Annotated in this window: 24 protein-coding genes; 17 read left to right on the forward strand and 7 right to left on the reverse strand. The window is 70.6% G+C overall.

Annotated features, from left to right (window positions below; all coding sequences use genetic code 11):
- Nucleotides 1-369: 369 nt before the first annotated feature.
- The 3 genes from LBW94_RS11040 (at nt 370) to LBW94_RS11050 (ending at nt 4,919) form a co-directional block, all read left to right on the forward strand.
- The gene (locus LBW94_RS11040; RefSeq protein WP_225053660.1) at nt 370-1,797 is read left to right on the forward strand and encodes a PfkB family carbohydrate kinase; all 1,428 of its coding nucleotides are present in this window, start codon (nt 370-372) and stop codon (nt 1,795-1,797) included.
- Between the two features lie 156 nt (nt 1,798-1,953).
- Nucleotides 1,954-2,784, forward strand: a complete 831-nt coding sequence (locus LBW94_RS11045; protein ID WP_225053662.1) for a GTP cyclohydrolase II — start codon at nt 1,954-1,956, stop codon at nt 2,782-2,784.
- 308 nt (nt 2,785-3,092) lie between these two features.
- A complete protein-coding gene (locus LBW94_RS11050; protein WP_225053664.1) occupies nt 3,093-4,919 on the forward strand; it encodes an AMP-dependent synthetase/ligase in 1,827 nt (608 codons plus the stop codon).
- Nucleotides 4,920-5,044: 125 nt separating this feature from the next.
- Here the strand turns inward: LBW94_RS11050 and LBW94_RS11055 are convergent, their stop codons facing one another.
- Together LBW94_RS11055 and LBW94_RS11060 are read right to left on the reverse strand one after the other, a co-directional pair.
- A complete protein-coding gene (locus LBW94_RS11055; protein ID WP_225053666.1) occupies nt 5,045-5,587 on the reverse strand; it encodes a YbhB/YbcL family Raf kinase inhibitor-like protein in 543 nt (180 codons plus the stop codon).
- A 23-nt stretch (nt 5,588-5,610) separates the two neighbouring features.
- Nucleotides 5,611-6,972: a M20/M25/M40 family metallo-hydrolase gene (locus LBW94_RS11060; RefSeq protein WP_225053668.1), complete on the reverse strand. Its 1,362-nt coding sequence runs from the start codon at nt 6,970-6,972 to the stop codon at nt 5,611-5,613.
- A 233-nt stretch (nt 6,973-7,205) separates the two neighbouring features.
- On the opposite strand from LBW94_RS11060, the gene LBW94_RS11065 reads away from it, so the two are divergent.
- The 4 genes from LBW94_RS11065 (at nt 7,206) to LBW94_RS11080 (ending at nt 10,821) form a co-directional block, all read left to right on the forward strand.
- Nucleotides 7,206-8,906, forward strand: a complete 1,701-nt coding sequence (locus tag LBW94_RS11065) for an MFS transporter (protein WP_225053670.1) — start codon at nt 7,206-7,208, stop codon at nt 8,904-8,906.
- 585 nt (nt 8,907-9,491) lie between these two features.
- Entirely contained in the window at nt 9,492-9,635 is a 144-nt protein-coding gene (locus LBW94_RS11070) for a hypothetical protein (RefSeq protein ID WP_225053672.1), read from the forward strand.
- Between the two features lie 69 nt (nt 9,636-9,704).
- Nucleotides 9,705-10,196: a hypothetical protein gene (locus LBW94_RS11075; protein ID WP_225053673.1), complete on the forward strand. Its 492-nt coding sequence runs from the start codon at nt 9,705-9,707 to the stop codon at nt 10,194-10,196.
- Complete coding sequence (locus LBW94_RS11080; RefSeq protein WP_225053675.1) at nt 10,186-10,821, forward strand: hypothetical protein; 636 nt, start codon at nt 10,186-10,188, stop codon at nt 10,819-10,821. Before LBW94_RS11075 ends, LBW94_RS11080 begins: the two co-directional genes overlap by 11 nt.
- Here LBW94_RS11080 and LBW94_RS44390 read toward each other — a convergent pair.
- Both LBW94_RS44390 and LBW94_RS11085 read right to left on the reverse strand, forming a co-directional pair.
- Complete coding sequence (locus LBW94_RS44390) at nt 10,792-11,088, reverse strand: NUDIX hydrolase (protein ID WP_225053676.1); 297 nt, start codon at nt 11,086-11,088, stop codon at nt 10,792-10,794. The genes LBW94_RS11080 and LBW94_RS44390 overlap by 30 nt on opposite strands.
- A 186-nt stretch (nt 11,089-11,274) precedes the next feature.
- Entirely contained in the window at nt 11,275-12,693 is a 1,419-nt protein-coding gene (locus tag LBW94_RS11085) for an MFS transporter (RefSeq protein WP_225053678.1), read from the reverse strand.
- 157 nt (nt 12,694-12,850) lie between these two features.
- Between LBW94_RS11085 and LBW94_RS11090 the strand changes: the two genes are divergently transcribed.
- On the forward strand, nt 12,851-13,795 hold the full coding sequence (locus LBW94_RS11090; RefSeq protein ID WP_225053679.1) for a LysR family transcriptional regulator: 945 nt from the start codon (nt 12,851-12,853) through the stop codon (nt 13,793-13,795).
- Between the two features lie 72 nt (nt 13,796-13,867).
- Here LBW94_RS11090 and LBW94_RS11095 read toward each other — a convergent pair whose 3' ends face one another.
- Complete coding sequence (locus tag LBW94_RS11095; protein ID WP_225053681.1) at nt 13,868-15,181, reverse strand: hypothetical protein; 1,314 nt, start codon at nt 15,179-15,181, stop codon at nt 13,868-13,870.
- A gap of 122 nt (nt 15,182-15,303) precedes the next feature.
- Here LBW94_RS11095 and LBW94_RS11100 point away from each other — a divergent pair, with 122 nt between their 5' ends.
- From LBW94_RS11100 to LBW94_RS11115, 4 genes are read left to right on the forward strand one after another with little or no spacing between them, the layout of a single operon-like run.
- Nucleotides 15,304-15,435, forward strand: a complete 132-nt coding sequence (locus LBW94_RS11100; protein ID WP_255633579.1) for a hypothetical protein — start codon at nt 15,304-15,306, stop codon at nt 15,433-15,435.
- Between the two features lie 39 nt (nt 15,436-15,474).
- On the forward strand, nt 15,475-16,641 hold the full coding sequence (locus LBW94_RS11105) for a CaiB/BaiF CoA transferase family protein (RefSeq protein ID WP_225053682.1): 1,167 nt from the start codon (nt 15,475-15,477) through the stop codon (nt 16,639-16,641).
- 33 nt (nt 16,642-16,674) lie between these two features.
- On the forward strand, nt 16,675-16,890 hold the full coding sequence (locus LBW94_RS11110) for a hypothetical protein (protein WP_225053684.1): 216 nt from the start codon (nt 16,675-16,677) through the stop codon (nt 16,888-16,890).
- Nucleotides 16,883-17,197 carry a hypothetical protein gene (locus LBW94_RS11115; RefSeq protein WP_225053685.1) on the forward strand — a complete coding sequence of 105 codons (315 nt, stop codon included), beginning with the start codon at nt 16,883-16,885 and terminating at the stop codon, nt 17,195-17,197. Before LBW94_RS11110 ends, LBW94_RS11115 begins: the two co-directional genes overlap by 8 nt.
- A 165-nt stretch (nt 17,198-17,362) precedes the next feature.
- Here LBW94_RS11115 and LBW94_RS11120 read toward each other — a convergent pair whose 3' ends face one another.
- A complete protein-coding gene (locus LBW94_RS11120) occupies nt 17,363-19,663 on the reverse strand; it encodes a CoA transferase (protein WP_225053687.1) in 2,301 nt (766 codons plus the stop codon).
- A gap of 1,355 nt (nt 19,664-21,018) precedes the next feature.
- Here LBW94_RS11120 and LBW94_RS11125 point away from each other — a divergent pair.
- The 3 genes from LBW94_RS11125 (at nt 21,019) to LBW94_RS11135 (ending at nt 24,375) form a co-directional block, all read left to right on the forward strand.
- Nucleotides 21,019-22,083, forward strand: coding sequence for a L,D-transpeptidase (locus LBW94_RS11125; protein ID WP_225053867.1), 1,065 nt, complete (start codon nt 21,019-21,021; stop codon nt 22,081-22,083).
- 66 nt (nt 22,084-22,149) lie between these two features.
- On the forward strand, nt 22,150-22,764 hold the full coding sequence (locus tag LBW94_RS11130; RefSeq protein WP_225053688.1) for a TetR/AcrR family transcriptional regulator: 615 nt from the start codon (nt 22,150-22,152) through the stop codon (nt 22,762-22,764).
- 99 nt (nt 22,765-22,863) lie between these two features.
- Nucleotides 22,864-24,375 (forward strand): FAD-dependent monooxygenase, encoded by a 1,512-nt coding sequence (locus LBW94_RS11135; protein WP_225053690.1) that lies wholly within the window; start codon nt 22,864-22,866, stop codon nt 24,373-24,375.
- 111 nt (nt 24,376-24,486) lie between these two features.
- On the opposite strand, the gene LBW94_RS11140 is transcribed toward LBW94_RS11135, so the two are convergent.
- Nucleotides 24,487-25,116 (reverse strand): TetR/AcrR family transcriptional regulator, encoded by a 630-nt coding sequence (locus LBW94_RS11140; protein ID WP_225053691.1) that lies wholly within the window; start codon nt 25,114-25,116, stop codon nt 24,487-24,489.
- Nucleotides 25,117-25,166: 50 nt separating this feature from the next.
- On the opposite strand from LBW94_RS11140, the gene LBW94_RS11145 reads away from it, so the two are divergent.
- Nucleotides 25,167-26,030: an ABC transporter ATP-binding protein gene (locus LBW94_RS11145; protein WP_225053693.1), complete on the forward strand. Its 864-nt coding sequence runs from the start codon at nt 25,167-25,169 to the stop codon at nt 26,028-26,030.
- Nucleotides 26,017-26,778 (forward strand): ABC transporter permease, encoded by a 762-nt coding sequence (locus LBW94_RS11150; protein ID WP_225053694.1) that lies wholly within the window; start codon nt 26,017-26,019, stop codon nt 26,776-26,778. The genes LBW94_RS11145 and LBW94_RS11150 overlap by 14 nt, the downstream gene beginning before the upstream one ends.
- The last annotated feature ends 41 nt before the right edge of the window (nt 26,779-26,819 follow it).

Here is a 26,819-nt window from a genome sequence, read left to right on the forward strand (position 1 = left end):
GATGACGAAGGCCCCGCGCGGCGCTACCGAGGGCCGGGCGGGGTGGCCGCGCAGGGGCGGCACGGAGCAGGGCGCAGGTCAGGCGGCCACGATCGCGGCCGCGTCGGTCTCACCGTCGGTGGTCTCGCGGCGAGCCCACCGGTGACTACGCCGTCGCGACAGGGTTGCTCCCGACATCAGGACCTCCCGAGGCACTCGGCGTACGAATGCCGTTCCACAGTGCGGCATTTCCCGTCAGGTGTCCGGCAAATGCCGCCTTACTGATAAAATTTCCCCGAGTGAGACCAGGATAAACCCGAAGATGAACGGTACTATGCCGCGATTCCGTCTATCGTCTGCAACGATAGTGACACGGAGGTGACGGGCTCCATGACCGGAGACGAAGCCGCGATCGCCGCGGTCCGCAGCGTACTCACCAGCCTGCGCAAACGCGCCGGCCTGCAACCGGACCGCCTGCACCGCACCGAGATCGACGCCGGCATCCTCCTGGACCTCCCGGTGATCCAGCGCTACGCCGACCGCTTCGGGCGGACCCCGCAGCAGGCGGTGCTGCCGGTCGTCCGGGAACTCGCCCGCGGGCTGTCACCCACCGATCGGCTGATCGTCGACTCCGAACTCAATCTGGAACTGCTACAAGATCTTTCGGTCCCCGACGTCGACCTGGCCCGGCTGTACGGCGACGACCTCGGCCCCCGCCGCACCTATCTCTGCGAGCAGTGGGAAGCCTTGCACCACGCCCTGTCCGCCGACCGCATCCCACCCGCCCCGACCGTCCGCTCCCTGCGCGGAGCCCACGAAGACCGCGCCTTCCACGCCCTGGCCCGGCGGCTGGTGGAACCGTCGATCGCCGACCCCGTCCAGATCCTGGTGGTCGGAGATGCGGTGCACGACCACGTGTACCACGTCGACCACATCCCGGCGGCGGGCAGATCCGTCGACGGCCACCGTAGCGCCCACCCCGGTGGCAAGGGACTCGGCCGCGCGGTCGTCGTCGCCGGCTTCGGTGCGTCGGCCGGGCTGGTCGGCGCCGTCGGCGGCGACGAGGCCGGTCGGCTGCTGCTGAGCTACCTCGGCGACCACGGAGTCGACACCTCGCTGGTGAAAACCGTTGTCGGAGCATCGACCCCGATCGTCGTGGTGATCGCCGGCCCCGGCGAGCCGGTGACCTTCGTCGACAAGAACGACCAGATGGCGCTCGACACCGACGATCTCGCCGGCCCCGCCGTGCAGAACGCGATCGGCCGCGCCAAGGTGCTGCTGCTCACCTTCGAACAGCCCGAACCGGTCCTCGCCTGGGTCCTGGCCCACGTGCACACCCTGCCGAGCCGGCCGACGGTGATCGTGCACGCCTCCCCGAGGCTCAAGGACCCCCAGACGCTGTATCCGTTCCTGCACACCGTCGATTACCTCATCGGCACCGCCGCCGAACTCGGCAGTCTGCTGCTGGGTTCCGGCTCGACCACCATGGACCCCGCCCAGTGGCTCCAGGTCATGGGCGCCCGAACCGTCTGCACCATCCGGGAATTCGGCTGCGCGGTCCGCACCCGCGACGAAAGCTACGACGTCGCACCGTATCCCGCGGTCTTCCGCAGCAAACCCGGTGCCAACGCCGTGTTCTCGGCCGCGCTGGCCTACCGCGTGCTGCACTCCGGCGGCCACGCCGACAAGGCCGACTTCGCCTGGGCCACAGCCGCGATGGACATCGCCCCACTGTCGCTGTCCGCGGTCCCCGACCCGTTGCCGACCGTCGACCAGGTCGATCAGGTGGTCCGATTCGGCCCAGTTGGCGAACTCTGAGCAACAGCCGCGGGATTCCCGCGCCCGCGGCGGAAGATGATCGTGTCGCACGACGCGCGGTCACCGACTTGAAACAACGATCCGCACCAGTAGGCTCCGTGCGGGCATTGCCGACTGGCCGCCGCACAGTTCTCGGACATGGAAAGGGAACACCGAATGGACGGCCACCCGGCCTCGCTGCTGTCCGACGACACTCGTCACGAGCTCAGCCGCAACGGAGCAACGTTGTCGTTACGGGTGGCGGAGATCAGCGGCGAGGCCGGACCGGGACACATCCTGGTGTTCGGGGACCCGGAACTCGACGGTGACTGCCTCGTGCGTATCCATTCCCGGTGCCTGTACGGCGAGATGCTGCGTTCCGACGACTGCGACTGCGGTCCGGAACTGGACCTGTCGCTGGACCTGATCAGCGAAGCCGGCGCGGGTGTGCTCATCTATCTGGAGCAGGAAGGCCGCGGCCTGGGTCTGTCGGCGAAGGCTCGCGGCTATCGCTACTGCCAGCAGCACGGCGTCGACACCTTCACCGCCTACGAGGAACTCGGGTATCCCGCCGACGCCCGCACCTACGACCATGCCGTCGACAGCCTGCGCGCGCTGGGATTCTCGAAAGTGCGGTTGCTGACCAACAATCCGCAGAAGGTCGCCGCCGTCCGTGACGGCGGCATCGCCGTCGCCGTCGAGTATCTGCACATTCCCGGCCTCAGCCGCAACGCCCGCAACTACCTCCAGGCCAAGCGGCTGCGCCGGCGGCACATGATCCCGCGGCTGCGTTCGGCGGTCGACATCGTCTCCCTGGTGGCGATGATCGTGACCGTCGCCCTGACAGCGACCGGCCACGGGCCGGCATCGATGGCCGCCGCCGCCGTGGCAGCCGCGGCAACGGTGATGCGCCTGCGCGACTCGACCCACGCACTGCCGATGCGGGAGATCCTCGCCGGGATCCCCGGCGCTGCCCCGCTGGCCAGACGGCGCGCCGCGACTCGCTGAAACAGCGGCCTGCCGAGGCGCGACACCGCTGGCCCCACCCACAATCGCAACATGGACAGGTCCCCAGGAAACGCCGGAAATGGCCGCGATCGTTGCCGCACCACAAACCCAGGACGTTCGCGCCGAGCCGGGACGATCGCGGTGATCCACCCGGTGTAAGACGCATCACATCCGGCGCGCCGCCGATAGGATGGGTGCACCGCGTCACTCGGTGGCGCGACGCCGGCGGTGCGGCCCCTCGCGGGTGAGCGGGCCGGCGCAGCGTTCCGAGTGCCCGAGGCGCGGCACGGCACAGGAACCAGGGACGTATGAGCACACACATCGGTTTCACCCATCGGTCCGGCGCCACGGTGCACACCGTGCCCGCGGCCTTCCAGCAGACCGCGGTGCTGCGGCCGCATCAGGTGGCGCTGCGGACCGTCGGCGGCACCCAGCAGATCACCTGGCGCGAATACGCCCAGCGGGTCCGGGCGATCGCGGCGGGACTGGCGAAACTCGGTGTGCGCCACGGGGACACCGTCGGGCTGATGCTCACCAACCGGCCGGAGTTCAACCTCGTCGACACCGCCGTCCTGCACCTGGGCGGCACCCCGTTCTCGGTGTACAACACCAGTTCCCCCGAGCAGATCGCGCACGTGTTCGGCAACGCCGGCAACCGGGTCGTCGTCACCGAGCAGGCGTTCCTGACGGCCGTGCGGGGATCGGGGGTGCCGCTCGAGCACCTCGTGCTCGTCGACGGGCCCGCCACCGCCGAGGTGGTGTCGCTGCACGACCTGGAGGAGGATCCCGCCGACGGTTTCGACTTCGACGCCGCCTGGCAGGCGGTGCGGCCGGAGGACCTGGCCACCCTCATCTACACCTCCGGCACCACCGGGCCGTCGAAGGGGGTGGAGATCACCCACGCCAACATCATCGCCCAGGTCGCCGCGCAGCAACGCGACATCATGCGCGCCGGATTCGACGACCGCGGCGTGTCTTACCTGCCCGCCGCGCACGTCGCCGACCGGATCTCCGGGCACTGCACCAACCTGCTCACCGGCATGACCATCACCTGTGTGCCCGACGCCCGCGAGATCGCCGCCGCCCTGCCCGACGCCCGGCCCACCACCTTCTTCGGGGTGCCACGGGTGTGGCAGAAGATCAAGGCCGGGATCGAGGCGCGCCTGGCCGAGGCCGGCCCGGTGCAGCAGGCGCTGGCGCAATGGGCGATCGGGGCCGGGACCACCGCGGCGAAGATCAGCGCCGCCGGCGCCCGGCCGGGACCGCTGCCGGCCGCGCAACGCCGCCTCGCCGACGCCCTGGTCCTCGGAAAGCTGCGCGCCGCACTGGGTCTGGACGAACTGAGGGTCGCAGCCTCCGGCGCGGCCGCCATCCCGCCGGAAACCCTGGAATTCCTGCTCGGCCTCGGCTTCACCGTCACCGAGGTGTGGGGCATGTCGGAAACCACCGGCGTGGGCACCTTCACCGACCTGAGCGCACCGCGGCCGGGATCGGTCGGCCGCGCCCTCGGCGACCTGCAATTACGTCTCGGCGATGACGGCGAACTGCTGGTGCGCGGCGCCTCGGTCACCCACGGCTACCGCGGCATGCCCGAGCAGACCGCCGAGGCCATCGACGCCGACGGCTGGCTGCACACCGGCGACGTCGCCACCCTCGCCGACGACGGTTACGTCACCATCGTCGACCGCAAGAAGGAACTGCTGATCACCGCCGCGGGCAAGAACATCTCACCGGCCAATGTCGAGAACGCGGTGAAGGCCGCGTCGTCGCTGCCCGGGGTCGTCGTCGCGGTCGGGGACGGCCGCGCCTACCTCACCGCCTTGATCGTGCTCGACGCGGACGTGGCGGTGCTGCGCGCCAAAGCCCTCGGCATGCCCGGCGCCGACGTCGCCCTCCTCGCCGAACACCCGCGGATCGTCGAGGAGGTGCGCGCCGCGATCCGCTCCGGCAACACCCGCCTGGCCCGCGTCGAACAGATCAAACGGTTCACCATCCTGCCGCGGATCTGGGAACCCGGAGGCATCGAACTGACCCCCACCCTGAAACTCAGACGCACCCCCATCGCCGCGGAATACGCCACCGAGATCGACGCACTCTACACCGATCCGCAACCGGCGGAAGTGCATTCGGTGTAACCGCACCCGAATCGCCTGCGATGCCACCGGTTCCGCACAATCGGTGCGCCGCGACGTCGAGTCTGCCTGTGCTGCTTGGGATCCGGGTGTCCGGCACGACGCGGGCGCGCCGTGCCGGGCCGGTCCTACTCCTTCACCTCGAACGTCGCCACGAACTGCGCCCGCGCGAGGGTGTGGAAGAACAGGTTGAACCCGAGCACCGCCGCGCTGGTGTCCGCGCCCAGCTCCAGGGTCTGCACGTCGACGGCGTGCACGGTCACGAAATACCGGTGATACCCGTGCCCGGCCGGCGGGGCGGCGCCGACGTAACCGGGGAATCCGGCGTCGTTGCGCAGAGTGACCGCCGCCGCCGGCAGCGTGCCGCCCGCACTACCGGCGCCGGTGTCCAGCGCGGTGACCTCGCCGGGGATGTCCAGCACCGCCCAGTGCCAGAACCCCGACGCCGTCGGGGCGTCCGGATCGTAGACGGTGACCACGAAACTCTTGGTCTCCGCGGGGAATCCGGACCAGGACAGCTGCGGCGAGACATCCTGGCCGCCGGGCACTCCGAACGCCTTGCTGGCCTGCTCGATCGCGAACGGCTGCCCGTCGGCGGCGTCGGTGGAGGTGACGGTGAACACCGGCACCTGCGGCAGGGCCGCGTAGGGGTTGTAGGAGTAGTCGGGCACGAGGGCACCGTCCTTTCGTGGAATCAGCTGTGCAGGAGGAAATGTTCGAGCACGCGGGTACCGAATTCCAAGGCCGGCACCGGCACTCGTTCGTCGACACCGTGGAACAGCGCGGAGAAGTCCAGCTCCGGGGGCAACTGCAACGGCGCGAAACCGAAACAGCGGATCCCCAAGCGGGCGAACGCCTTCGCGTCGGTGCCCCCGGAGAGCATGTACGGCACCGTGCGGCCCTGCGGATCGTGGGCCAGGATCGCGTCGTTCATCGCGTCGACCAGATGCCCGTCGAAGGTGGTCTCGTACGAATCGAGTTTGGTGATCCACTCCCGCTCCACATCGGGCCCGATCAGCTCGTCCACCTCCCGTTCGAACGCCGCCTGCCGGCCAGGCACCACCCGGCAGTCCACCACCGCCTCCGCGGTCTGCGGGATCACGTTGGCCTTGTATCCGGCCTGCAGCATCGTCGGATTCGCGGTGTCGCGCAGCGTGGCGCCGATGATGCGGGAGAGGGTGCCCAGCTTCGCCAGCTGCCCCTCGATATCGGGACCGGCCGGATCGAACGCCAGCCCGGTCTCCTCGCTGACCGCCGCCAGGAATTCGGCCACCGAATCCGACAGCACCAGCGGGAAGGTGTGGCTGCCCAGCCGCGCCACCGCCTTCGCCAGGATCGTCACCGCGTTGTCGTCGTGCAGGAACGACCCGTGACCGGCGCGGGCCTTGGCGCGCAACCGCATCCAGCCCAGGCCCTTCTCCGCGGTCTCCACCAGATACAGCCGCCGCTGGCTGCCGTCCGGGCGCGGCACCGTCAGCGAGAAACCACCGACCTCGCCGACGGCCTCGGTGATGCCCTCGAACAGGTCCGGGCGATTGTCGGCCAGCCACTGCGAACCCCAGCGGCCGCCGTTCTCCTCGTCGGCGAGGAACGCGAACACCAGATCCCGCGGCGGCACCGTGCCCTCGAGCTTGAACTGGCGGGCCACCGCCAGCATCATCCCGACCATGTCCTTCATGTCGATGGCGCCGCGGCCCCACACGTAACCATCCTGCACCGCACCGGAGAACGGGTGCACACTCCAGTCCGCGGCCTCCGCGGGCACCACGTCCAGATGACCGTGGATCATCAGCGCGCCCCGCGAGGAGTCGGCGCCGGGCAGCCGCGCGAACACATTCCCGCGGCCCGGCGCGCCGGACTCCACGTACTCGGTGGTGTAGCCGGCATCGTGCAACTGCGCGGCCACCCACTGCGCGCATTCCCGCTCGCCCTTGGTGGTGGACAGTTCGCCGGTGTTGGAGGTGTCGAACCGGATCAGCGTGCTGACCAGTTCCACCACCTCCGACACCGCGCGCGACGGGGACTGGGGTCGGAGTTCTTCGCCGGAGACGGACACGCCCTTGTTCCTACCATCCGCGCGCCGCGGCGAAAGGGTTGGCCGCATCGTGCGCGGAAGGCGGACTATGTCGCAGCCGTGTGGCGGCATGTGGGATTGTCATGGACCGACCGGTCAAGATGATGGGTCACATTTGGGGAGAATGCCGTTACCATTTCGCGAGAATGAGATCTTGATCACCGACGGTGACGGTTCTCTTTCGACACATATGTCTCGATCCGGGAGCTCTAACCATGTCTGCTTCACTTTCGGGCCCGGCCGGTGTCGACGTCGACACCGGCCGCCTCGACGGCGCCTCGCGGGTGCGCGTCTTCACCGTCCTCGCCGTGATCGTCCTCTACACCGAGATCGCACCGCTGCAGTTCACGATGGTCGGCGCCGCGCTGCAGAAGATGGCGAAGTCGTTCCCCACCGTCGGCGCCAACATCAACTGGGCCGTCATCATCCTCGGCCTCATCGGCGCCTCGGCCACCCCGCTGCTGGGCAAGGCCAGCGACATCTGGGGCAAGAAGAAGCTGTTCCTGCTGTGCGGGGTGCTGTTCCTGGCCGGCTGCGTCCTCGACGCCACGACCACGAACTGGACCCTGTTCCTGGTCGGCCGCGGCCTGCAGGCGCTGGCCATCGCCAGCCAGTTCATCTCCTACGGTCTGATCCGGGACCTGTTGCCGCGCAAGTACATTCCGCTGAGCCTCGGCATCGTCGGCGCCGGCCTCGGCTTCTCCGGCGTGATCGCGCCGTTCATCAGCGGCGTGCTCATCGACCACTACGACTGGCCCGCCATGTTCTGGTTCCTGGCCGCGTTCACCCTGGTCCTGACCCCGCTGGTGATCCTGGTGGTGCCAGAGAGCCCGCTGCGGGTCAAACAGCGCATCGACCCCTTCGGCGCGGTCATGCTCTCCGGCGGCGCCCTGCTGATCCTGCTGTACCTGGACAACGGGCAGACCTGGGGCTGGCTGCGGCCCTCGGCGCTGGCCTACGTGATCGGCGGCGTGGCACTGCTGGTCGGCTTCTTCGTGGTCGAACTGCGGGTCGCCCAGCCCATCATGGACATGAAACTGCTGCTGAACCCCAAGGTCAGCGTCGTGCTGCTGATGACGTTCTTCGGCATCGGGCTCACCGCGGTGCAACCGGTCGCCCTGGGCTACATGAGCCAGACCCCCGACCAGGACCACCTGCGCGAGGGTGTCGTCGACGGCGTGGTCGCCCAGACCCACCAGATGACCGGCCAGAATCTGCCCGCCTCCCTGGTCGAGGTCGCCTTCGACCCCGGCTACACCTACGGCAACGGGTTCTCGATGGTGCAGTACGCCGTCCACCTCGGCATCTGGGCCGGCGTCATGGGCATGATCGTCGGCCCGCTGGCCGGCGCCCTGACCCGCCGCATCGGCGCCCGCACCCCCGCCATCATCGGCCTGGCCCTACTGGCCGTCGCCGCGCTCGGCTACACCGTGGCCTCCTACAGCTGGCCGGTCTACCTGCTGATCTCCGCCCTCGGCGGCATCGCCTTCGGCTTCATCTACGCCGCGGTGCCCAACCTGATCGTGGAGGCGGTCCCCGCCGAACAACAGGGCATCAGCACCGGCATGCTCGGCGTGGTCCAGAACATCGGCACCTCCGCCGCCGTCGCGGTCATGACCGCGATGCTCAACGCCAACCCGGTCAAGGCACACCTCAACGTCGCCGGCCACCGCAGCGACCAGGTGATCCCCCAGGTCTTCGCCGACCACGGCTACCACCTCAGCTTCGTGTTCGTCCTGGTCACCACGATCATCGGCCTGATCATCGCGTTGTTCATGCGCCACGGCCGCACCCCCACCACCGGCGGCGCCGCCGGCGACGGCCTGATCGCCGACGCGGCCGCCGGAGTCGGCGACGGCATCGTCGCGGTCGGGGAAACCCCCGCCACCGGCACCGAGGTCACCGCCGGAGCCTGACCCACCGCCGATCCCGCACCGGGCACCCCGCCCGGCGCGGGATCGGGACGGATGCCGGAACACCCGCCGCGCACCGGTCTCGGTGCGCACCTCGTAGGTGGGGGCGGCAGATCATCGATCACCTGCCCGCCCGGCCGCCGACCCTGCTGCTGCCCGACCTCGACCTCAACCGGGCCCGATTGTCCGGCCGGATCGCCGAACATGTCCGCGGTGACCGCGACCGGGTGTTCCACCGCGAGGACCAGCCCGAATTCCCGACCACCCTCCATCAGGTCTTCGCCGGTGTCCTCGCCGACGGCCGCGGCGCACGCGTGACCATCGTCAGCCCCGCCCGCAACCACCTCGCCGCACTACGCCGGTTCGCCGACAGCACCGCTCGATGCGGTCCTGAAACAAGATCCGTTCGGCGTGGCCGGAGCGGCAACGTACGAAGTGGTCGAGTTCGTTCCGGCCAAGACTGCTCCCGCGCTGGCCCACCTCACTCGGTCATCTCGGAATGCCTGACAGCGGAGGACCCCAGCCATCCGTGTCCGGACACACCTGACCCGGATGAAGCAGCCGCCGGGCCGCCGGGCAAGTATCCGTATGGACACTCTGTTGAACCTCTGGTCGACCCCCGGCGAAGGCCGGCACATCGCCAACGAGGACATCGGCCGCTACACCGGCCAGCAGTCCCCCAGCACTCCACTGATGCGGACCGTCCAGTCGCTAGCAGTGCCCCAGGATTGATACGAGACAAGCACAGGTACGACGGGGGCCGGGGACGAACTCTGCCACAGCTGAACTGGGGGATATGTCATGGCCGAACGATGGGCCGGCCTGACGCTGGCCGGCGTCTGCGCCGTCGGTGCGCTGCTCGCGGGGCTGTCGAGTATCGCCGGTGCGACGCCGCCGCCCGGAACTCAATTCGACGTTCCGAAGCTGGAACGGGACATGGAAGAATGTGTGGCCTATGCGATGCCTCCGGCGCAGGTGCTTGCTGGGTGGGTGAACCCGACCACAGGCCAAACGCTCCAGTGGAGGTGCGACTCTCTGCGCCACATGTACGTCGAGCAGACGAACCTGCATGACCCATTCGTCAACGTGGATGCGTTCGTTCGCTGTACGGACAGGATCATCTCTTGCGGCCCACCCCACCCCGCCACCAAACCGCCGTACATGGCGCTGATCTACCAGTACAACGGAACCTCGCGCAGGGGCTACGTGATCTACCACCCCGCCACATCGGATAGCGTGACGATTTACACTGATCCGGACAACGATTGGGCGGGGTGTGCCAATGGGCGGTGAGCGGCCGGCAGGTGTCCTGTCACGTGTTCGGCAGGCGCAGAGCACGGAACAGGCCCGCCGGAATGCCGAGCCGCGATGGGCGCTCCGTCGATCACTGACCGATCTCTACACAGCCTGCGGGTTTTACACCGTCCTGGAAGTCCCTGCCTCGAAGGTGACTTCACTGGCGCGTGAGGCGGTCACACTGCTCGATGATGCGAGCCAACTGCGGACTGGTTCGGCTTACGAGGAACTGTGCCTGCGGTGCGCTCGTGAGTATGTCACCGGTTACGTCAGCGATCCGCAGACCGACTTCGACGCAGAACATGCCGCGACCCTTCGGGTGATGACGCAGGTCATGACAGAGTTCGGGTGGGCGCCGGACAACGAACACGCAGGTCTCGGCTTGGTTTGTGAGCAGCAGGCGATGTCGGTGCTCGAAGATTTGCAGAGGCCCTACCTCGCTGCATCCGCGATCAGAGCGTTCCGCCTGTACGAACCCGACGATCCCTTCGGCATCTGCACACCGATGCACGTGTGGTGCACTCGGTGGGAGGACGAGCCCGACAACCGCGCCACCATCGATGCGGATATCACTACCGCGCTGAGGAGGTTTCTAGCACGTCATGTAAGTCGACGATATTGACTCGTTTCGGCCCCTCTGTCGAGGCGGCCGGTGCCTGAGGTTGCGCCGCACCGGCTCCACCGCCTCGGTCGTGCAGCCCGTGAGTCCGGTCTCCTCGCCCGCTTCCCGGATCGCCGCGTCCGCCGCAGACTCGCCGTCGCGGACCGTGCCGGCGGGAACCTGAACCCCGACCTGCTCCCACGAGTGACCAGGGTGCCGATGAACCAGCAGCCGATCGTCGCGGACGATATAGCAAACCGCTTTCCGCACCAGTGCTTTCACGGGCATTCGCCCCGCCCCTCCTCGTCACCGGTCCGATTGTCAGCCCGAACATACAGTGCCGGAGCGAATCTCGACGCCGGTCTCACAGTGGTGCGCGCCCCGGCTCGTGGCCCACGGCTGCCTGGTCGAGGGCCGGCCGCAGCGGTTCGTTCGGCGGCGTCGAGACGCTCTGATCGTGCGCAACCGCCCGACCTACGCCGATCGTGCGGTCCGTCCGATGAATCCCACGGACAGCAGCAGGCCGAGCAGCAGCGCTGCGGTGGCGACGATCAGCGCGGCGCGGCTGCCGTCGGTGGGACTTGCGGCGGCGTGCAGCACCGAACCGAGTACGGAGACCCCGACGACGGCACCGGTCTGTCGTGCGGAGTTGAGCGCGCCGGACCCGATGCCGGCCTGGTCCTTCGGGGTGGCCGATACCGTCGCCGTCACCAGGGCGGGAATCGCGAAGGACACACCGAACCCGAAGATCAGCAGGCCCAGGCCGATGAGCAGGTCGTGCACGGTCCCGGTGCCCGTGATGCCGGCTGCGAGAACGGCCGCGCCGCAGGTCAGCAGCGTGAAGCCCAGGACCGAGGGCTTCCGCGGGCCCGAGCGGGCGACCAGACGGCCGGTGTAGACGGGATTGAAGGCCGTCGGCAGGGTGAGCGGCAGGAAGGCGCATCCCGCGAGCAGGGCGGAAAGGCCACGTGCTTGCTGGAAGTAGAGGGACATGACGAACAGCAGCCCGGAGACGCCGAAGTTGACGAGCAGGCCGTTGAGGATGCCGACCGAGAACGTGACGTTGCGGAAGAGCAGCAGCGGCAGCATCGGGCCACGTGGCCCGGCCGGTCGGCGCTCCGCGAGGAGGAAGACAGCCCCGGCGGCGACGGCGGCGGCGAGCGCACCCAGCACCGGCGTCGAGGTCCAACCGAGATTCTCGCTCTGGATCACGCCGAACGTCAGGCCGGTGAGCGCCAGCACCGCGCTGATCTGACCGGTCAGGTCCACGCTGCGGCCGGTGTTCCGAGTGGTCTCCGGTGCGAGGGCTCGCGCGAGGAGAACGCTGACCAGCGCCACGGGCACGTTGACGGCGAAGATGCTGCGCCAGCCGAGGGCGTCGGTGAGCACACCGCCGAGCACCGGGCCGGCGGCCAGCGCCGCACCGGTGATGGCTGCCCACGAACCCAGTGCGCGGGCCCGCTGGGCCGGGTCGGTGACGGTGGTGGCGATGACGGCCATCGAGGAGGGCAGCACTGCGGCACCCGCGACGCCGAGCAGGGCACGCATGGTGATCAGTACGCCGAGGTTCGGTGAGAAGACGGTCAGCAGCGACGCGGCGAGGAAGGCCCACGTGCCGATGACGAAGACGCGGCGCCCGCCGAAACGGTCGGACAGCGCACCCATGGTCAGCAGGAGCGCGGCGAACGTCAGCGTGTAGCCGTTGACCACCCATTGCAGTCCGGACAGGCCACCTCCGATGTCGCTGCGGATGGCGGGCAGCGCGACGTTCACGACGCTGGTGTCCAGGAGAACCATGAAGTAGCCCAGCGAGAGCCCGATCAATAGCAACCGCCGACGTGAGGGGAGCGTTTCCGCGGAAACGCCGCCGACCTGCGTGATGTGCGCAGACATGACCTACCTTTCATAAGGCTGGAACGGCCACGACAGAAAGCCGGTGGCCGTCGAGGACGGTGGGAACTACAGCCTGTCAAGAACGAAAGTGGTTCGGAAACGGAAGTTTCCGATGGCATCATCGGGAGAACCGATACAGAACTCGAGGGGCAGGGTCATGCAGTTGCGGCAGCTGAGCACGTTCCGAACCGTGGCCGATGCCTTGAACGTCACGCGTGCCGCCGAGCGGCTGAACTACGCGCAGTCCAGCGTTACCGACCAGATCAAGGCACTGGAACAGGATTTGGGGGTGCACCTGTTCGAGCGGTCCAATCGGGGGCTCCGGCTCACCCCGGCCGGGCACCGCCTGCTCGACTACGCCGAGAGAATGCTGTCTCTGGCCGAGGAGGCCAGGGCGGCGGTCACCGCAGTCGGCAGTCCTGGCGGCGAGTTGGTGATCGGAGCGCCGGAGACGCTGTGCGCCTACCGGCTTCCCGCACTGCTCACCCGTTTCCGCGAGGACTGCCCCAACGTGCGCGTGGTACTGCGCCCCGGCAACCGGGAATGGTGCCGCAACGGGGTCCGGGAGGGGTCCCTCGACGTGTGCTTCACCTTCGGCGCGCCCCCGGACCACACGGACCTGGACAGCATGCCGCTGCTGCCGGAACCGGTCGTTGTCGTGGCACCCAGGGATCACCCGCTGACACGCCGAGAGGTGGTCACCAACTCCGATCTCGCCGGCGTCGACTTCCTCGTCACCGAGCCCGGTTGCAGCTACCGGCTGATGTTCGAGGAGGCGCTCGGGTCCGCCCCCGGTCCCCGCCCGCGCATTGCCGCTGAGCTCACCAGCATCGGCGCCCTGCGGACCTGCGTCGCGGGCGGCATGGGGTGCGCCTTGCTGCCACAGATCGCCGTGGCCGCGGACCTGGCCCGGGGCACGATCGGGCTGGTCGCGTGGCGTGGGCCCCGCAGCGAGGCGCCGATCCACGCGACCTGGCGCCGTGATGCCGGGCACGGCACCGGGCTGCTGCCGTTTCTCGACGCCACCAGGACGCTGTCGGGTGGCCGTCCGGATCAGGGTGACGCCGGCGACACGCACCTTCGGACACTGCTCGCCCGATAGCGGGGATCCGGTCAGGGGACCTCGTTCTCTCGGTCCGGACCGACGGCTTCACGCGTGCACCCCGCACCACCTTCAGGTCACCTCGACCCGGACCCGGACCCGGACCGCGTTCGGCCGGTACTTCGAGCTGACATCGAGCACATTCTGGACACTGCTGTTCAGGTTGTAGGTGATCGTCAATTCATTTCCGCGCCGCAGATCGGGTTGCTCGTGCGCGTTGTAGACGACTGTTTCCGGATCCCGGTAGAAACCGGCGGGACCGGATTCCGTGGCCCGATGCAGCAGCGCCGGTGAACGGAACGGTCCCGCCGGCGACTCCGACAGATATCCCACGATATCCGGGCTGTAAGGAACCGCGGTGTCCTGTGTGACGAGCAGGAAATGCCGATCGGACAATCGCGCCACACTGTATTCGTTGGCCACCCCCGACATCACCGGCGCCGAATCGGCCTCCCGGGCCGACCACCCGCCCTGCCCGTCGGAGAATTCCCACGGCTGTCGCAGGTCGTCGCCCGGTACGCGGGCGATGTGCATGAATTTCTCGGCGCCCTCGTCGTGCACCCCGTAGACATAGGTGTGGTCGCCGACCGCGTCGTGTTCGACCCACGACGCCCAGTGCACCCCCGTCTCCGACGGCATCGGCGTGACATCGAGCAGGCTCAGATCCCGGGCGTCGAAACGGGCCAGCAGATTCCCGTGCATCTCCAATTCACCGGCGCCGCCGGGAATCAGCGCCGTCCGCAGCCGGGCGGCATCGAAATCACCGCCGGTGTCGAGCACCCGCGAATCGCCGGTGAACCGCAGATACATCACATCGAGGGTGTCCCGGCCGGTCACATGGGAGCCACCGAGCCAATGGAACCGGTCGGCCTGTGGCGGCAGGACGGCCCGCGCCTGATCGTCGAGTGTCCGGCTCAGCAGGGTGCGGGCCTGCCCGTCGCGGTCCACCACCACGAAACTGTTGCTGACGAAAGGGGTCTCGGGGACCCGGGAACCGTCGGCCGCCAGCCGCCCCAGAAAGGTGTCGGAGAACATGATCACGTGCCGGTCACCCGGAAGCCGGCGCACATAGGTACTGTCCCCGCCGGTCCAGCCCTCGTCGTCGTGGTACGCGTACTTCGCCAGAAACGAATTCAGATCATGATTGGGCGCGGTCGACATCACCCGCAATTGCGGCCCGCTCACCCCGGCGCCGGCCCGCGATCCGGCCGCACCGTCGACGATCGACCCGCCTTCCCGTTCCGCCCGCGACAGTTCACCGGCGGTGCCGCGCAGCGAATACGCCACATCGTCGTATTCGCTCTTGAATATCGCCGCGACATCCTTCACCGCGGGAACCGTTCTCGCGATCACATTGTGCCACAGGTCTTCCCATGTGCCCACCACAGCGATATTCTGCCGGAGCGGCCACCACCGGACGCCAGGGAAATATCGGCACGCGCGCATTTTCACCGATACGCACTCCGGAGATCTGTGGCCGCGACATCGCCCCCGCCTTTTATGCCGTGATGATCGACGAATTCCTCACCGGCACCGTCGTACACGTCGACGGCGGGCACCGGCTGGTCCCGCCGCCCGTTCCGGACCGCGCCGCGCACCATCGGCGAATCGGCCGCCCGGTGCGCCACTCCCTCCTATAGTGAGTGAACGCTTTCTTTTTTGTTTGGAGGAGGAAACCGATGGGCGGGCCATTGTCGCAGGTGAAGGTGCTCGAGTTGCGCGGGCGCGGCCCGGGGCCGTTCGGGGCGATGGTGCTCGCCGACCTCGGCGCCGACGTGGTGAGCCTGATACGTCCCGCCGAGACCACCGCCGCCGACTCCGGCGCCGAGCGAATGATCAACGGCAGCAGGCGCATCGACCCCGTACTGCGCGGCCGCCGCACCCTCGCGGTGGACCTCAAACACCCCGAGGGCCGCGCGACCGCCCTGCGGCTGGCCGACCACGCCGACGTCCTCGTCGAGGGCAACCGGCCCGGGGTCGCCGAACGGCTCGGCCTCGGCCCGCAGGTCTGCCTCGACCGCAACCCGCGGCTGGTGTACGCGCGGATCACCGGCTGGGGTCAGGACGGGCCCCTGGCCCACACCCCCGGCCACGACATCAACTACGTCGCCCTCTCCGGCACCCTCGACCTGCTGCGCGACCGCGACGGCCGCCCGACCCCGCCGCTGAACCTGCTCGGCGACTACGGCGGCGGCGGCATGCTGCTGGTGATCGGCATCCTCGCCGCGCTGGCCGAACGCACCCACTCCGGGCGCGGCCAGGTCGTCGACGCCGCCATGCTCGACGGGATCGCCCTGCTCACCACCGTCGTGCACGGCATGCGCGCCGAAGGACTGTGGTCGCAGACCCCCGGCGGCAACATCCTCGACCTGGCCGCCCCCTTCTACAACGTCTACCGCACCGCCGACGACCGCTGGGTCAGCATCGGCTGCGGCGAACCACGCTTCTACGCCCGACTGCTCGACCACCTCGGCCTCACCGCCGAACTGCTGCCCCACCAGGGCGATCCGGCCACCTGGCCCGCCGCCACCGCCCGCATCGCCGAGGTCTTCGCCACCGGCACCTTCGAGCACTGGCGCACCCTGCTGGAAGACACCGACACCTGCTTCGCGCCCGTGCTCACCCTCGACGAAGCCGCCGCCCACCCGCACCATCGCGCCCGCGGCACCTTCACCAGCGTCGACGGCGTGGTCCAGCCCGCCCCCGCACCCCGCTTCGGCCGCACCCCCGCCACCACCCCGCCACCCCCGGCCGCCGAGGACCCCGCCGCGGTCCTGCGCGACTGGGGAGTGGCGCCCGCCGACATCGGGACCGTCCTCGACAGCGGCGCCGTCACCCGCGGTTGAGCCGTGCGCACGATCGGACATACGATCGTGCGCATGGCTACACGGATGACCATCATCCTGCCGGACGAGATCGCCACGCGACTGAAGTCGGTCGCGGGCGAAGGCAAGATGAGCGACTATGTCGCCAAAGCCGTCCGGCAGAAGATGCTCGAGGACGACCTGCGGCACCTCGCCGCCTGGGAGGCCGACCGCGGCGGGCCGGACCTGTCGTTCTACGAGGAGAGCGAGCGCGGGTTCGACGATGAATGAACCGACCAGTCAAGGCGAGATCTGGACCGTGCACACCATCGCCGGACGGCAGTTCACGGTGGTGGTGGTCGACTCCACCCACATGGTCCGCCAGCGGCCCGCGGTCCTGTGCGCCCGGGTCCTCGCCGCCCGCGAGGTCCCCTCCACCCTGGCACTGCTCACCGTCCCCCTCGGCGACAACCAGGTCGTCGGCGTGCACGAAGTGTCCGCCTTCACCCGGTGCAGCTTCCTCGAGCACAAGGGCCGGCTCTCCGGCACCGAACTGGAACAACTCAACGTCTGCCTGCGCGCCCGCTTCGAACTGTGAACACCGACCGCCCTACCGGGCCGCCTCGGCCACGCCACGGTCGGCACCCGTTTCGCCGGTGACGGCAGCGGGAGACGACCGGCGTCGTATCCGGAACTCGGGCATCGCCACGGTGCCGGGCCGCTCGCCGACGCCGCCGCACCACGGCACCGGCGCGACCCGCGGTCACGCCTGTGGCGCGGACCCGCTCGCCGGGGCCGCGACCGTCCCGTTGCCGATCAGCTCCTCGATCTCCGCGTCACCGAAACCGCTCTCCCGCAACACGTCCCGGGTGTGCTCACCCAGGCCGGGGATGCCCGCGCGGGCCCGCGGCTGCGGGGCCGGGCCCAGCCGGGGCGGGAAACAGGGCTGGGCGACCCGGCCCAGATCACCCCACCGGTAGGTGGTCACCCGGCCCAGTCGCCGGTTGACCGGATCGTCGACGAATCCGGTGGTGAACGCCGTGCGGTCCGCCTCGGGCACCGGCTCCACCGGCACCCCCGCCGCCCGCAGCGCCGCCACCCACCAGGCGGCGTCCTTGGTCGCGAACGCCTGCTCCAGCACCAGTTCCTCCGGCTGCCGATCACCGGAATCCGTGCGCAGCGGCGGCGGATCCGCGGGCAGATCCGCCCCGGACACGGTCGCGCGCAACCCATCCCAGGCCGCACGGTCGGGGATCGCCAGCGCGAACCAGGACTGGTCCCCGCCGCGATACAACCGGTAGGCCGCGCCGTACCCGGTCTGCCCGGCATCGAGCACCGGCCCGCCCAGCACCCGATCCCCGGCCAGGAACGCACCGGACTTCATCGTCAGCGCCGCACCCAGCAGACTGCTGCGCACCACCTGCCCGCCGCCGTGGCGCCGCCGCGCGTACAGGCCCGCGACGATGCCGATGGCCGCCAGCCAGCCCCCGGTCACGTCGATCGCACCCCACACCAGATACGTCGGCGGCTGCCCGTGCCCGCCCTGCCCGGCCTCGATCCCGGCCAGCGCCTGCATCAGCTGATCATTGGCCGGCAGCAGCGCCCGCGGGCCCTGCTCCCCGAAACCGCTGGCGAAACTGTAGACCGCCGCCGGATTCGCCGCCCGCACCGCCGCCTCGTCGTACCCCAGCCGCCCGGCCGCGCCGACACGCGAATTGTGGTGCACCACATCGCTGTCGCGGAACAACCGCCGCAACACCTCCGCCGCGCCGGGCGCCTTCAGATCCAGCGCCAGCGCGCGCTTGCCCCGCTGCCCCGCGGCGAACATCGGCTGCATCGCCCGATGCGCATCGCCGGTGCGCGGCTCCACCTTCACCACATCCGCACCCAGCTCGGCCAGGATCAGCGGCGCCACCGGCCCGGCCAGATACGCCGACAGATCCAGCACCCGCACATCCGAGAGCAACCGCGTCCCCGCCGCCCCCGGCCGCGGCGCACCGGCGCCGGCCGGCTGCACCCGCAGCACCGGCCCCAGCATCGTCACCGGCCCCAGCTCCGGATCGTCACGATCGACGGCCAGCCCGATCTCCCGCACATGCCCGTCGCGCAGCGCCTCACCCGGCCGCCACACCGGCTCGCACCGGAACTGCTGCCCCGCAAGGCTTTCCAGCCACTGGTCGCGGTCGCGGGTGGCGAACGTCGCCGCCCACCGCTTCCCGCGCTCCACCATCGCACCGCTGATCAGATCGGCGTTGTAGCCCTGCTCGCTGGGCGGATCGCCGATATGCGCCAGGAACTGCTCGTAGGCGCCCTTCGCCCCGAACCACAGTTGCAGATACTCCCCGTCGGCACACCGATACGACAGCGCCTCCGCCGGCCCCTGCTGCTCCCACAGCAACCGCGTCGACGGCGAATGATGCTCCACCGTCCCGCTGATCATCGGCAGGATCGCCTGCAACCCGTCGTACAACGAGGTCTCCGCCCACCCGCCGGCCCCCGTCGCCTCCCGCTCGTACAACAGCGCCAGCACCCCCACCGTCGCCGACAGCGCCGCCCCCAGCCCCGCCACCGCCGGATCGCCGAACGCCGGCCCACCGCGATGGGACCGGATCTGGGTCAGCAGCCCCGCCCGCGCCTGCACCAGCAACTCGATGTCCGCGATCTCGCCCAGCGCATGGAACGCCGGCCGGATCCGCGCCACGACCAACCGCGGATTCGCCTGTGCCAGCGCCGAATACCGCACCCCCCGCCGCTCCAGCACCTCCTCGCCGCCGGACACCACCAGCACATCCGCCGCCGCGGCCAGCCCGGTGATCACCCGCACCGCCGCCTCCGGATCGTCGTCGAGCTCCACGACCCGCTTCCCGTGATCCCACGCCCGCTCGAACCGCACCCCCGCATCCAGCGTCGAACGCCGCCGCGGCCGCACCCGCGTCACCTCCGCGCCCAGGTCACGCAGCCACGCACCCGGCAGACTGCCCGCCGGACCCGCCGCCACCACACCCGGCCCCAGCGCGACCTCCACCACGCGCACACCCGCCAGCGGCGCTTCGCTCGATTGCATCGACACTCCGATCTGTCCGGCCCACCGAAACCCTAACAGAAGCAAGCACTCACTAACATAGTTCCCGCCGAGGTGGCGCCACCCCCGCCACGCCGATCGGACCGCCCCGGCAACTCCCGGATCCCGGGTGGCGCCACGGCAAAGGTCCAGTACCCTGGGAGCGCCGACGACGAGCACGCGTCGCGCCGAGCCAGACCCGCGTGGGGGAAAATCGAATGACCATCGCCGACCGACCCGACGACCCGGCAACGCCGAACGACCCGGCCGCCGCGTCCACCGAATCGGGTGCCGCGCCGGACGATTCGCGCAACCGGCCACCCTCGGCCCCCGAGCCCGGCACCGGCACGCCGGCCCCGGCGACCACCGGCGCGCAATCCACCCCCGAGCAGGACACGGCAACCCCCGCACCGGCGGCCGCCCCCGAACCCGCGAATCCCGCTGCCACAACCAGCGAGTCGGCTCCCGGCACCCCGGCCGAGCCCCCGGCCCCCGCCGACCCCGACTCCGCGCAGTCGGCCACCGAACGATCCACCGCGCAGCCCGCCGCCGAGGCAGCGGATCCGAAAACCGCCGGCGAGGAATCGGCCACCGCGGCTGCGGAAACGGCAGGTCCGCCGGAACAAGCGGAACCGAGCGATACCGGCGCCGCAGGTGCGGAAGTCACTGCGCCCGCCGCCGAAATCGACGCCGATGCCACGGCGGCCTCCGCCGGTGACGCTGCGGTCGCGGACGAAGCCGGTTCGACGGCAGGTCCCGAGGCGGCGGTCACGGCCGATGCTTCCACCGATTCCGCCGAAGGTGCTGCGCCGAACGAGGATTCGGGTACCGAGTCGTCCTCCGGCGACGCCGCTGTGGCGGGTGCGCCGGAGACTGCGGCGATCGGCGCCGCCGAGGTGGCCGCAGGCGCCGCCGCGGCGGGCGACCCGCTCGCCTCGGCGGCCGGCACGGCCGCAGTGGCAGCCGACGACTCGGTAGCTCCGGGCGATGACGCATCCACAGCAGCTGTGGCGGGCGACTCGGCCGCTCCGGGTGCCGCAGGAGGCACCGAAGCCGCTGCCGCCGGAGGTGCGGGGGCGGATCATCCGGCCGCCTCGGGTGGTCCGGCCGGTGCGGACGCGCCGACCGTCGTGATCCCGGCCGCCGCCGCCGCGGCGGCGGGACCGGCCGGTGGGCCCGATCGGGTTGCCGCGCTGTGGGATACAGCTCGGTCGCGGCGCGGGGTGTGGCTGCTGGCCGGGGCCGCGGCTGTCGTGGTGATCGTGGTGGTGGCGCTGGTGCTGGGCTTGTCCGGTGGCAGTACCACGCCCGCGGGGCCGTCGCAGCAGGCGGCGGCCGCGTCCAGCAGCCGGGCGGCGATTCCCCCGGCGACCCTGAGCGTGCCCGCCGCGCAGCCGGAACCGGTTGCGCCGCTGCCGATCACGGTGCAGGCCGGGGGCGGCACGCTGGCGGCGGTGACCGTGCACGGCCCGCACGGTGACGTGGCGGGTGCGCTCGCCGCGGACCGCACGTCGTGGACCACCACCGACCCGCTGGACTACTCCAGCGGCTACACCGTCGTCGCCGACGCGGTGAACGCCGGGGGCGCGCACACCCAGCAGAACTTCACCGTCACCACCCTCACCCCGCACCGCACCGCCTACGCCAATGTGGTGCCGGCCCCGGAAGTGGTGTCCGACACCGGAATCGGCGTCGGGCAGCCGATGGTGTTCCAGTTCACCGCGCCGGTGGCCGACAAGGCGGAGGTGCAGAAGCACCTGCACGTCACCATGACCCCGCCGCAGCCGGGGGCCTGGTACTGGGTCGACGATCGCGACGCGCACTTCCGCGGCCCGAACTACTGGCTGCCCGGCACGAAGATCCACATCCAGGCCGACGTGCTCGGGGTCGATCTGGGCAACGGCATCTACGGCGCCGAGAACTACGGCGCCGACTACACCGTGCACGACGCGTGGGTGGCCAAGGCCGACGGCAACACCGAGCAGCTCACCATCTTCCAGAACGGCAACCAGGTCAACCAGATGGTGATGAGCCTCGGCGATCCCGGCCATCCCTCCCACGAAGGCCCGCACGTCATCTCCGGCAAGCAGCCGTCGATCGTGATGGACTCCTGCACCTACGGCGTCTGTGCGGGCCAGTCCGGGTACTACAGCGAGACCGTCTATCTGGACCTGCGCATCTCCAACGACGGCGAATTCGTGCACTCGGCACCGTGGTCGGTGGGTCAGCAGGGTTCCAGCAACGTCTCGCACGGCTGCGTGAACCTGTCACCGGCCAACGCCCAGTGGTTCTACGACCACTTCGGCATCGGCGACGTGGTGGAGATCGTCAACTCCGGTGGCCCGACGCTGCCGGTCTGGGACACCTACGGCGACTGGGAGATCCCGTGGGATGTCTGGCAGGCGGGCAACGCCCAGGACTGAACCGCCAGTAAATCTGCCCAGAGGGAAACATTGCCCGGTAGGCACTTTTGTGACTATGCTGGGGGCATGGCCGCACAGCCACCTCTCGGCCTCCGGGAGCAGAAGAAGCTCGACACCCGCATGGCGCTCAGTGACGCCGCGCTGATGCTGATGTTCGAGCACGGCCTGGACAATGTGGTGCGCGAGGACATCGCGGCGCGAGCCGGGGTGTCGGTGCGCACCTTCACCAACTATTTCGCCAACAAGTACGAGGCCATCGCCTACCGCCAGATCGAGCGGATGCGTCGCACCATCGCCCTGCTGGGCGCCCGCCCGGCCGGGGAACCGCTGTGGGAAGCCGTCACGGCGGCGGTACTGCTGCCGCTGGAGGACGACGGCATCGGCCTGCACCCACCCACCCGCGAGCAATTGGCCGAGGCCGGGAAACTCGGCGGCATCCCCGAGGTGTCCGCCGCGTTCATCAGGGAGGTGGCCGGCGAACTGCTGGCCGCCGTCGCCGCCCGCACCGGCACCGACCCCGACCACGACGTATATCCGCACCTGGTCGCCGGCGCCGTCGTCGTCGCCTATCAGGCCGCCATCGAGGTCTACGTCCACGCGGATCCGCCGGTGCTGCTGACGGTTCCGCTGCGGGAAGCCTTCGCCCGCATCGCCGCCGGACTCCCCGACCCCTCGGCCTGACCCACTCCGGGCCCGCGCCCGGCAGCATCCGGCACACCGCTGGTTCCGGCGTGTCCGGATTCACCGAAAACCGTTACTTCGCAACGAGGTTGATTCGCCATGCCCGAAAACAGCTGTGATGTCGTCATTTCCGGAGCCGGACCCAACGGGCTGATGCTCGCCTGCGAGCTCGCCCTCGCCGGAGCCCGGCCGATCGTGCTCGAGCAGTCGCCCGGGCCGAGCGCCGACCAGAAGGCCAACGGCCTCGTCGGCCAGGTGGTCCGCGCGATGGACATGCGCGGGCTCTACCCCACCGCGCCCCCACATCCGGTGCCGTTCTACCCCTTCGCCGCCATGACCCTGAATTTCACCGGCCTGCACGACAATCCGATGTACGCCTGGCCCATCCCGCAACCGGCCCTCACCCGGATGCTGGCCGAACGCGCCGCCGCCCTCGGCGTCGAGGTGCGCTGGCGCCACACCGTCACCGGCTTCACCCAGGACCCCGCGCAGGTCACCGTCACCGCCGCCGGGCCCGCCGGCGACGACCGGCTCACCGCCGCCTACCTGGTCGCCGCCGACGGCGGAAAAAGCTCGATCCGCAAGCGATCCGGCATCGGCTTCCCCGGATTCACCGCCGCCGACCGCATCTCGCGCATCGGCAACGCGGTGGTACCCACCGGCCTGCGCACCCTCGACGGCGGCCTGGACATCCCCGGCGCCGGCCGTTTCCGGTTCGGGCACAACCGCGTCGAGCGCGGCGTGTTCGTCTTCGCCGAACTGCAACCCGGCCGCGCCATCGTGTCCACCGTCGAATACGACGCCGACCCCGTGGACGAGCACGCCCCGATGACCTTCGCGGAACTGCGCGACAGCGTCACCCGGCTGCTCGGCGCCGAACTGCCCATGCAACCGCTGCCCGCCGACCAGAACCCGGTGCTGCGCCGCAACGTCGGCCAGAACACCCGCACCGCCGACCGCTACCGCGACCGCCGGGTCCTGCTGCTCGGCGACGCCGCCCACGTACACTCCGCCATGGGCGGCCCCGGCCTGAACCTCGGCCTCCAGGACGCGATCAACCTCGGCTGGAAACTCGCCGCCGAGGTCCGCGGGCACGCCCCCGCCGGCCTGCTCGACACCTACGACAGCGAACGCCGTCCCGTCGCCGAACGCGTCATGATGCAGACCCTCGCCCAATCCGGTCTCGTCACTCCCGGCCCGGAGACCACCGCGGTGCGGCAACTGTTCGGCGAGCTGCTCGAACTCCCCGGCGTCACCGAGCACATCGCCCGCCTCATGGCCGGCTCCGACACCCCCTACGACACCGGCTGCGCCCACCCGCTCGCCGGACGCCTGGCCCCCGACCTCACCGTCGCCACCCCCGACGGCCCCCGCCGCCTTGCCGACCTGCTGCACCCGGCCCGCCCCCTGCTGCTCGACCCCACCGGTGGCACCCCCGCCGCGGCCTGGTCCGACCGCGTCGACACCGTCCCCGCCCCCGACGCACCCGCCACCTTGCTCATCCGCCCCGACGGCTACATCGCCTGGGCCGCCGACGAACCCGACCCCGACGGCCTGCACACCGCCCTCACCCGCTGGTTCGGCCCCGCCCGCCACCTCACCACCGCCTGACCGGCCCACCCGCCCGCCGCCACAACCCGCGCCGGGCGGCCTGCGGCTCCCCCATCCAGCCGGCCTGCTGATCCACCCCGGAACCCCGGCCCCGCGCACACGTCCGGGTCGTCACTCCCCGGCCGCCCCTACCACCGCATGGATCACCTGCACCAGATCGCGCAGGTCGGTGTCGAATTCCGCCGTGAGATCGACAGGCAGGCGCAACCAATGCGACAGCCGGGCATGCGCGGGCAGCGGCCCGTCGGGCACCGCGCCGCGGCGGGCCCGGCGGTCGTCGGCGCCGGCGAACCGCCCGGCCGCCTCGGAGGCCACGAATCCGAGTACGAACGTGCTCACCAGCCGTTCCAATCGCGGCACCTCGGAGTCGGGCACCCCGGCCTCCAGCAGCGCCGTATAGATCGCGTCGACGACCAGCGCGCCGTCGGGGGTGGTCGCCGGGCGGCTGAACAACAACTGCGCCGCCCAGGGGTGCTCGCGTGACAGATCGCGGGCGGCGTGCGCGATTCCCGTCAGCCGCCGATCCCACGGCTGCGCCCCGGCCCCCGGCGGCAGCAGCGTCGCCAGCAGCCGGCCGACCAGCCCGTCCAGCAGCGCGGACTTGTCGCGCACATGCCGGTACAGCGCCATCGGCGTCACCCCGATCCGCTCCGCGACCGCCCGCATCGACACCGCGTCCAGCCCGTGCTCGTCGGCGATCGCGATCGCCGCGTCCAGGATCTCTTCCCGTCTGCCACCCACGGGTCTACAGTGTATACGTATACGGTGTAGACACGAGTTGGGAGGACACCGTGCTCGTCGCGGACGGACTGATCAAGCGCTACGGAAACCGATGTGCCCTGGACGGATTCGACCTCACGGTGGCCCCCGGTGAGATCGCCGGGCTCATCGGCCACAACGGGGCCGGCAAGACCACCTTCGTCGAGATCGTCACCGGGCTGGTCCGCCCCGACGCCGGCCGGGTGCACATCGGCGGCCGCGACGCCCTGCGCGCCGGGCGCGCCGCACGGCGGCTGCTGGGGCTGGCCCCGCAGGAGTTCGCCCTCTACCACCGCGCCACCGCGCGCGAGAACATCCGCCTGTTCGCCGGGCTGGCCGGCCTGCGCGGGCGGCACCGCGAGGCCCGCGTCGACGCCGTGCTGGACGAACTGTGGCTCACCGACGTCGCCGACGACCCGGCCGGGGTGCTGTCCGGCGGCCAGCGCCGGCGCGTGCAGGCGGCCACCGCGATGGTCGCCGCGCCCCCGCTGCTGCTGCTCGACGAACCCACCGCCGGCGCCGACCCGGACACCCGCGCCGCCCTGCTCGCCGCCGTGAAGGCCCGCGCCGCCGCCGGCACCGCGGTCCTCTACACCACCCACTACCTGCCCGAACTGGTCGATCTCGACGCCACGCTCGCCCTGGCCCGCGCCGGGCGCATCGTCGCCCGCGGCACCCAGCGCGAGCTGACCGGCCACCTGCCCGGCGAACTGCACATCACCTTCGCCGACCCGGCCGAACCCGCACTGCGCCTGCCCACCCGCGACCCCGCCGCCGACCTCGCCGGCCTGCTCACCGCCGGCCGCACCCCCGCCACCGTCGACGTGCGCCGCCCCGACCTCGACGACCTCTACCGCTCCCTCGCCGATCCGGAGAACGACCATGCCGCTGCCTGAAACTCTCACCCGCACAGCCACTCTGGTGAACCACAACCTGCTGCTGGTCCGCCGGGAGCCGGGCCCGGTGCTGAGCCGGATGATCCTGCCGCTGGTGTTCCTCACCCTGCTGCGCCCGCTGTACACCGCCGCGCAGGGCCCCGCGGCCGGCACCGAACAGGCCGTCGTCGGCACCCTCGTCACCTTCTCCCTGCTGGCGCTGAGCATCTCCGGCGGCGCGATCCTCACCGAACGGCTGGCCCGCACCTGGGACCGGCTGCGCGCGAGCGCCGCGCATCCGGCGGAACTGTTCGCGGGCAAGGCCGTTCCCGCGTTCACCGCACTGCTGGCCCAGCAGGTGCTGATCGTGGTGTTCGCCGTCGTCACCCTCGGCCTGCGCCCGGCGCACCCCTGGCTGCTGGCGGCGGTCCTGCTCAGCTGGAGCGCCACCCTGCTGGGACTGGGCACCCTGCTGGGCGTGCTGGCCCGCAGCATGGGCGAGCTGTCGGCCGCCTACGACATCGGCGGCATGCTGCTCAGCAGCCTCGGCGGCGCCCTGGTCCCGCTGTCGGTGCTGCCGCACTGGGTGAACGTCGCCGCCCCGATCTCGCCGGGCTACTGGGCCGCCCGCGGCCTGCGCGCCGCCCTCGCCGGTGACACCCGCGTCACCGCCACCACCTGCCTCACCCTGCTCGCCGTCGCCACCGCCTGCACGCTCGCGGCCGCGTTGCGGCTGCGCGGCCGCAGCAACCGGCTCATCGCGCTGTGAGGTCGCGGCGGGGTGGCCGCGATCACTGCGCGCCCGGCCCC

It is taken from the genome of Nocardia sp. alder85J (assembly GCF_020176955.2).
In the GTDB taxonomy this organism is placed as follows: Bacteria; Actinomycetota; Actinomycetes; order Mycobacteriales; family Mycobacteriaceae; genus Nocardia.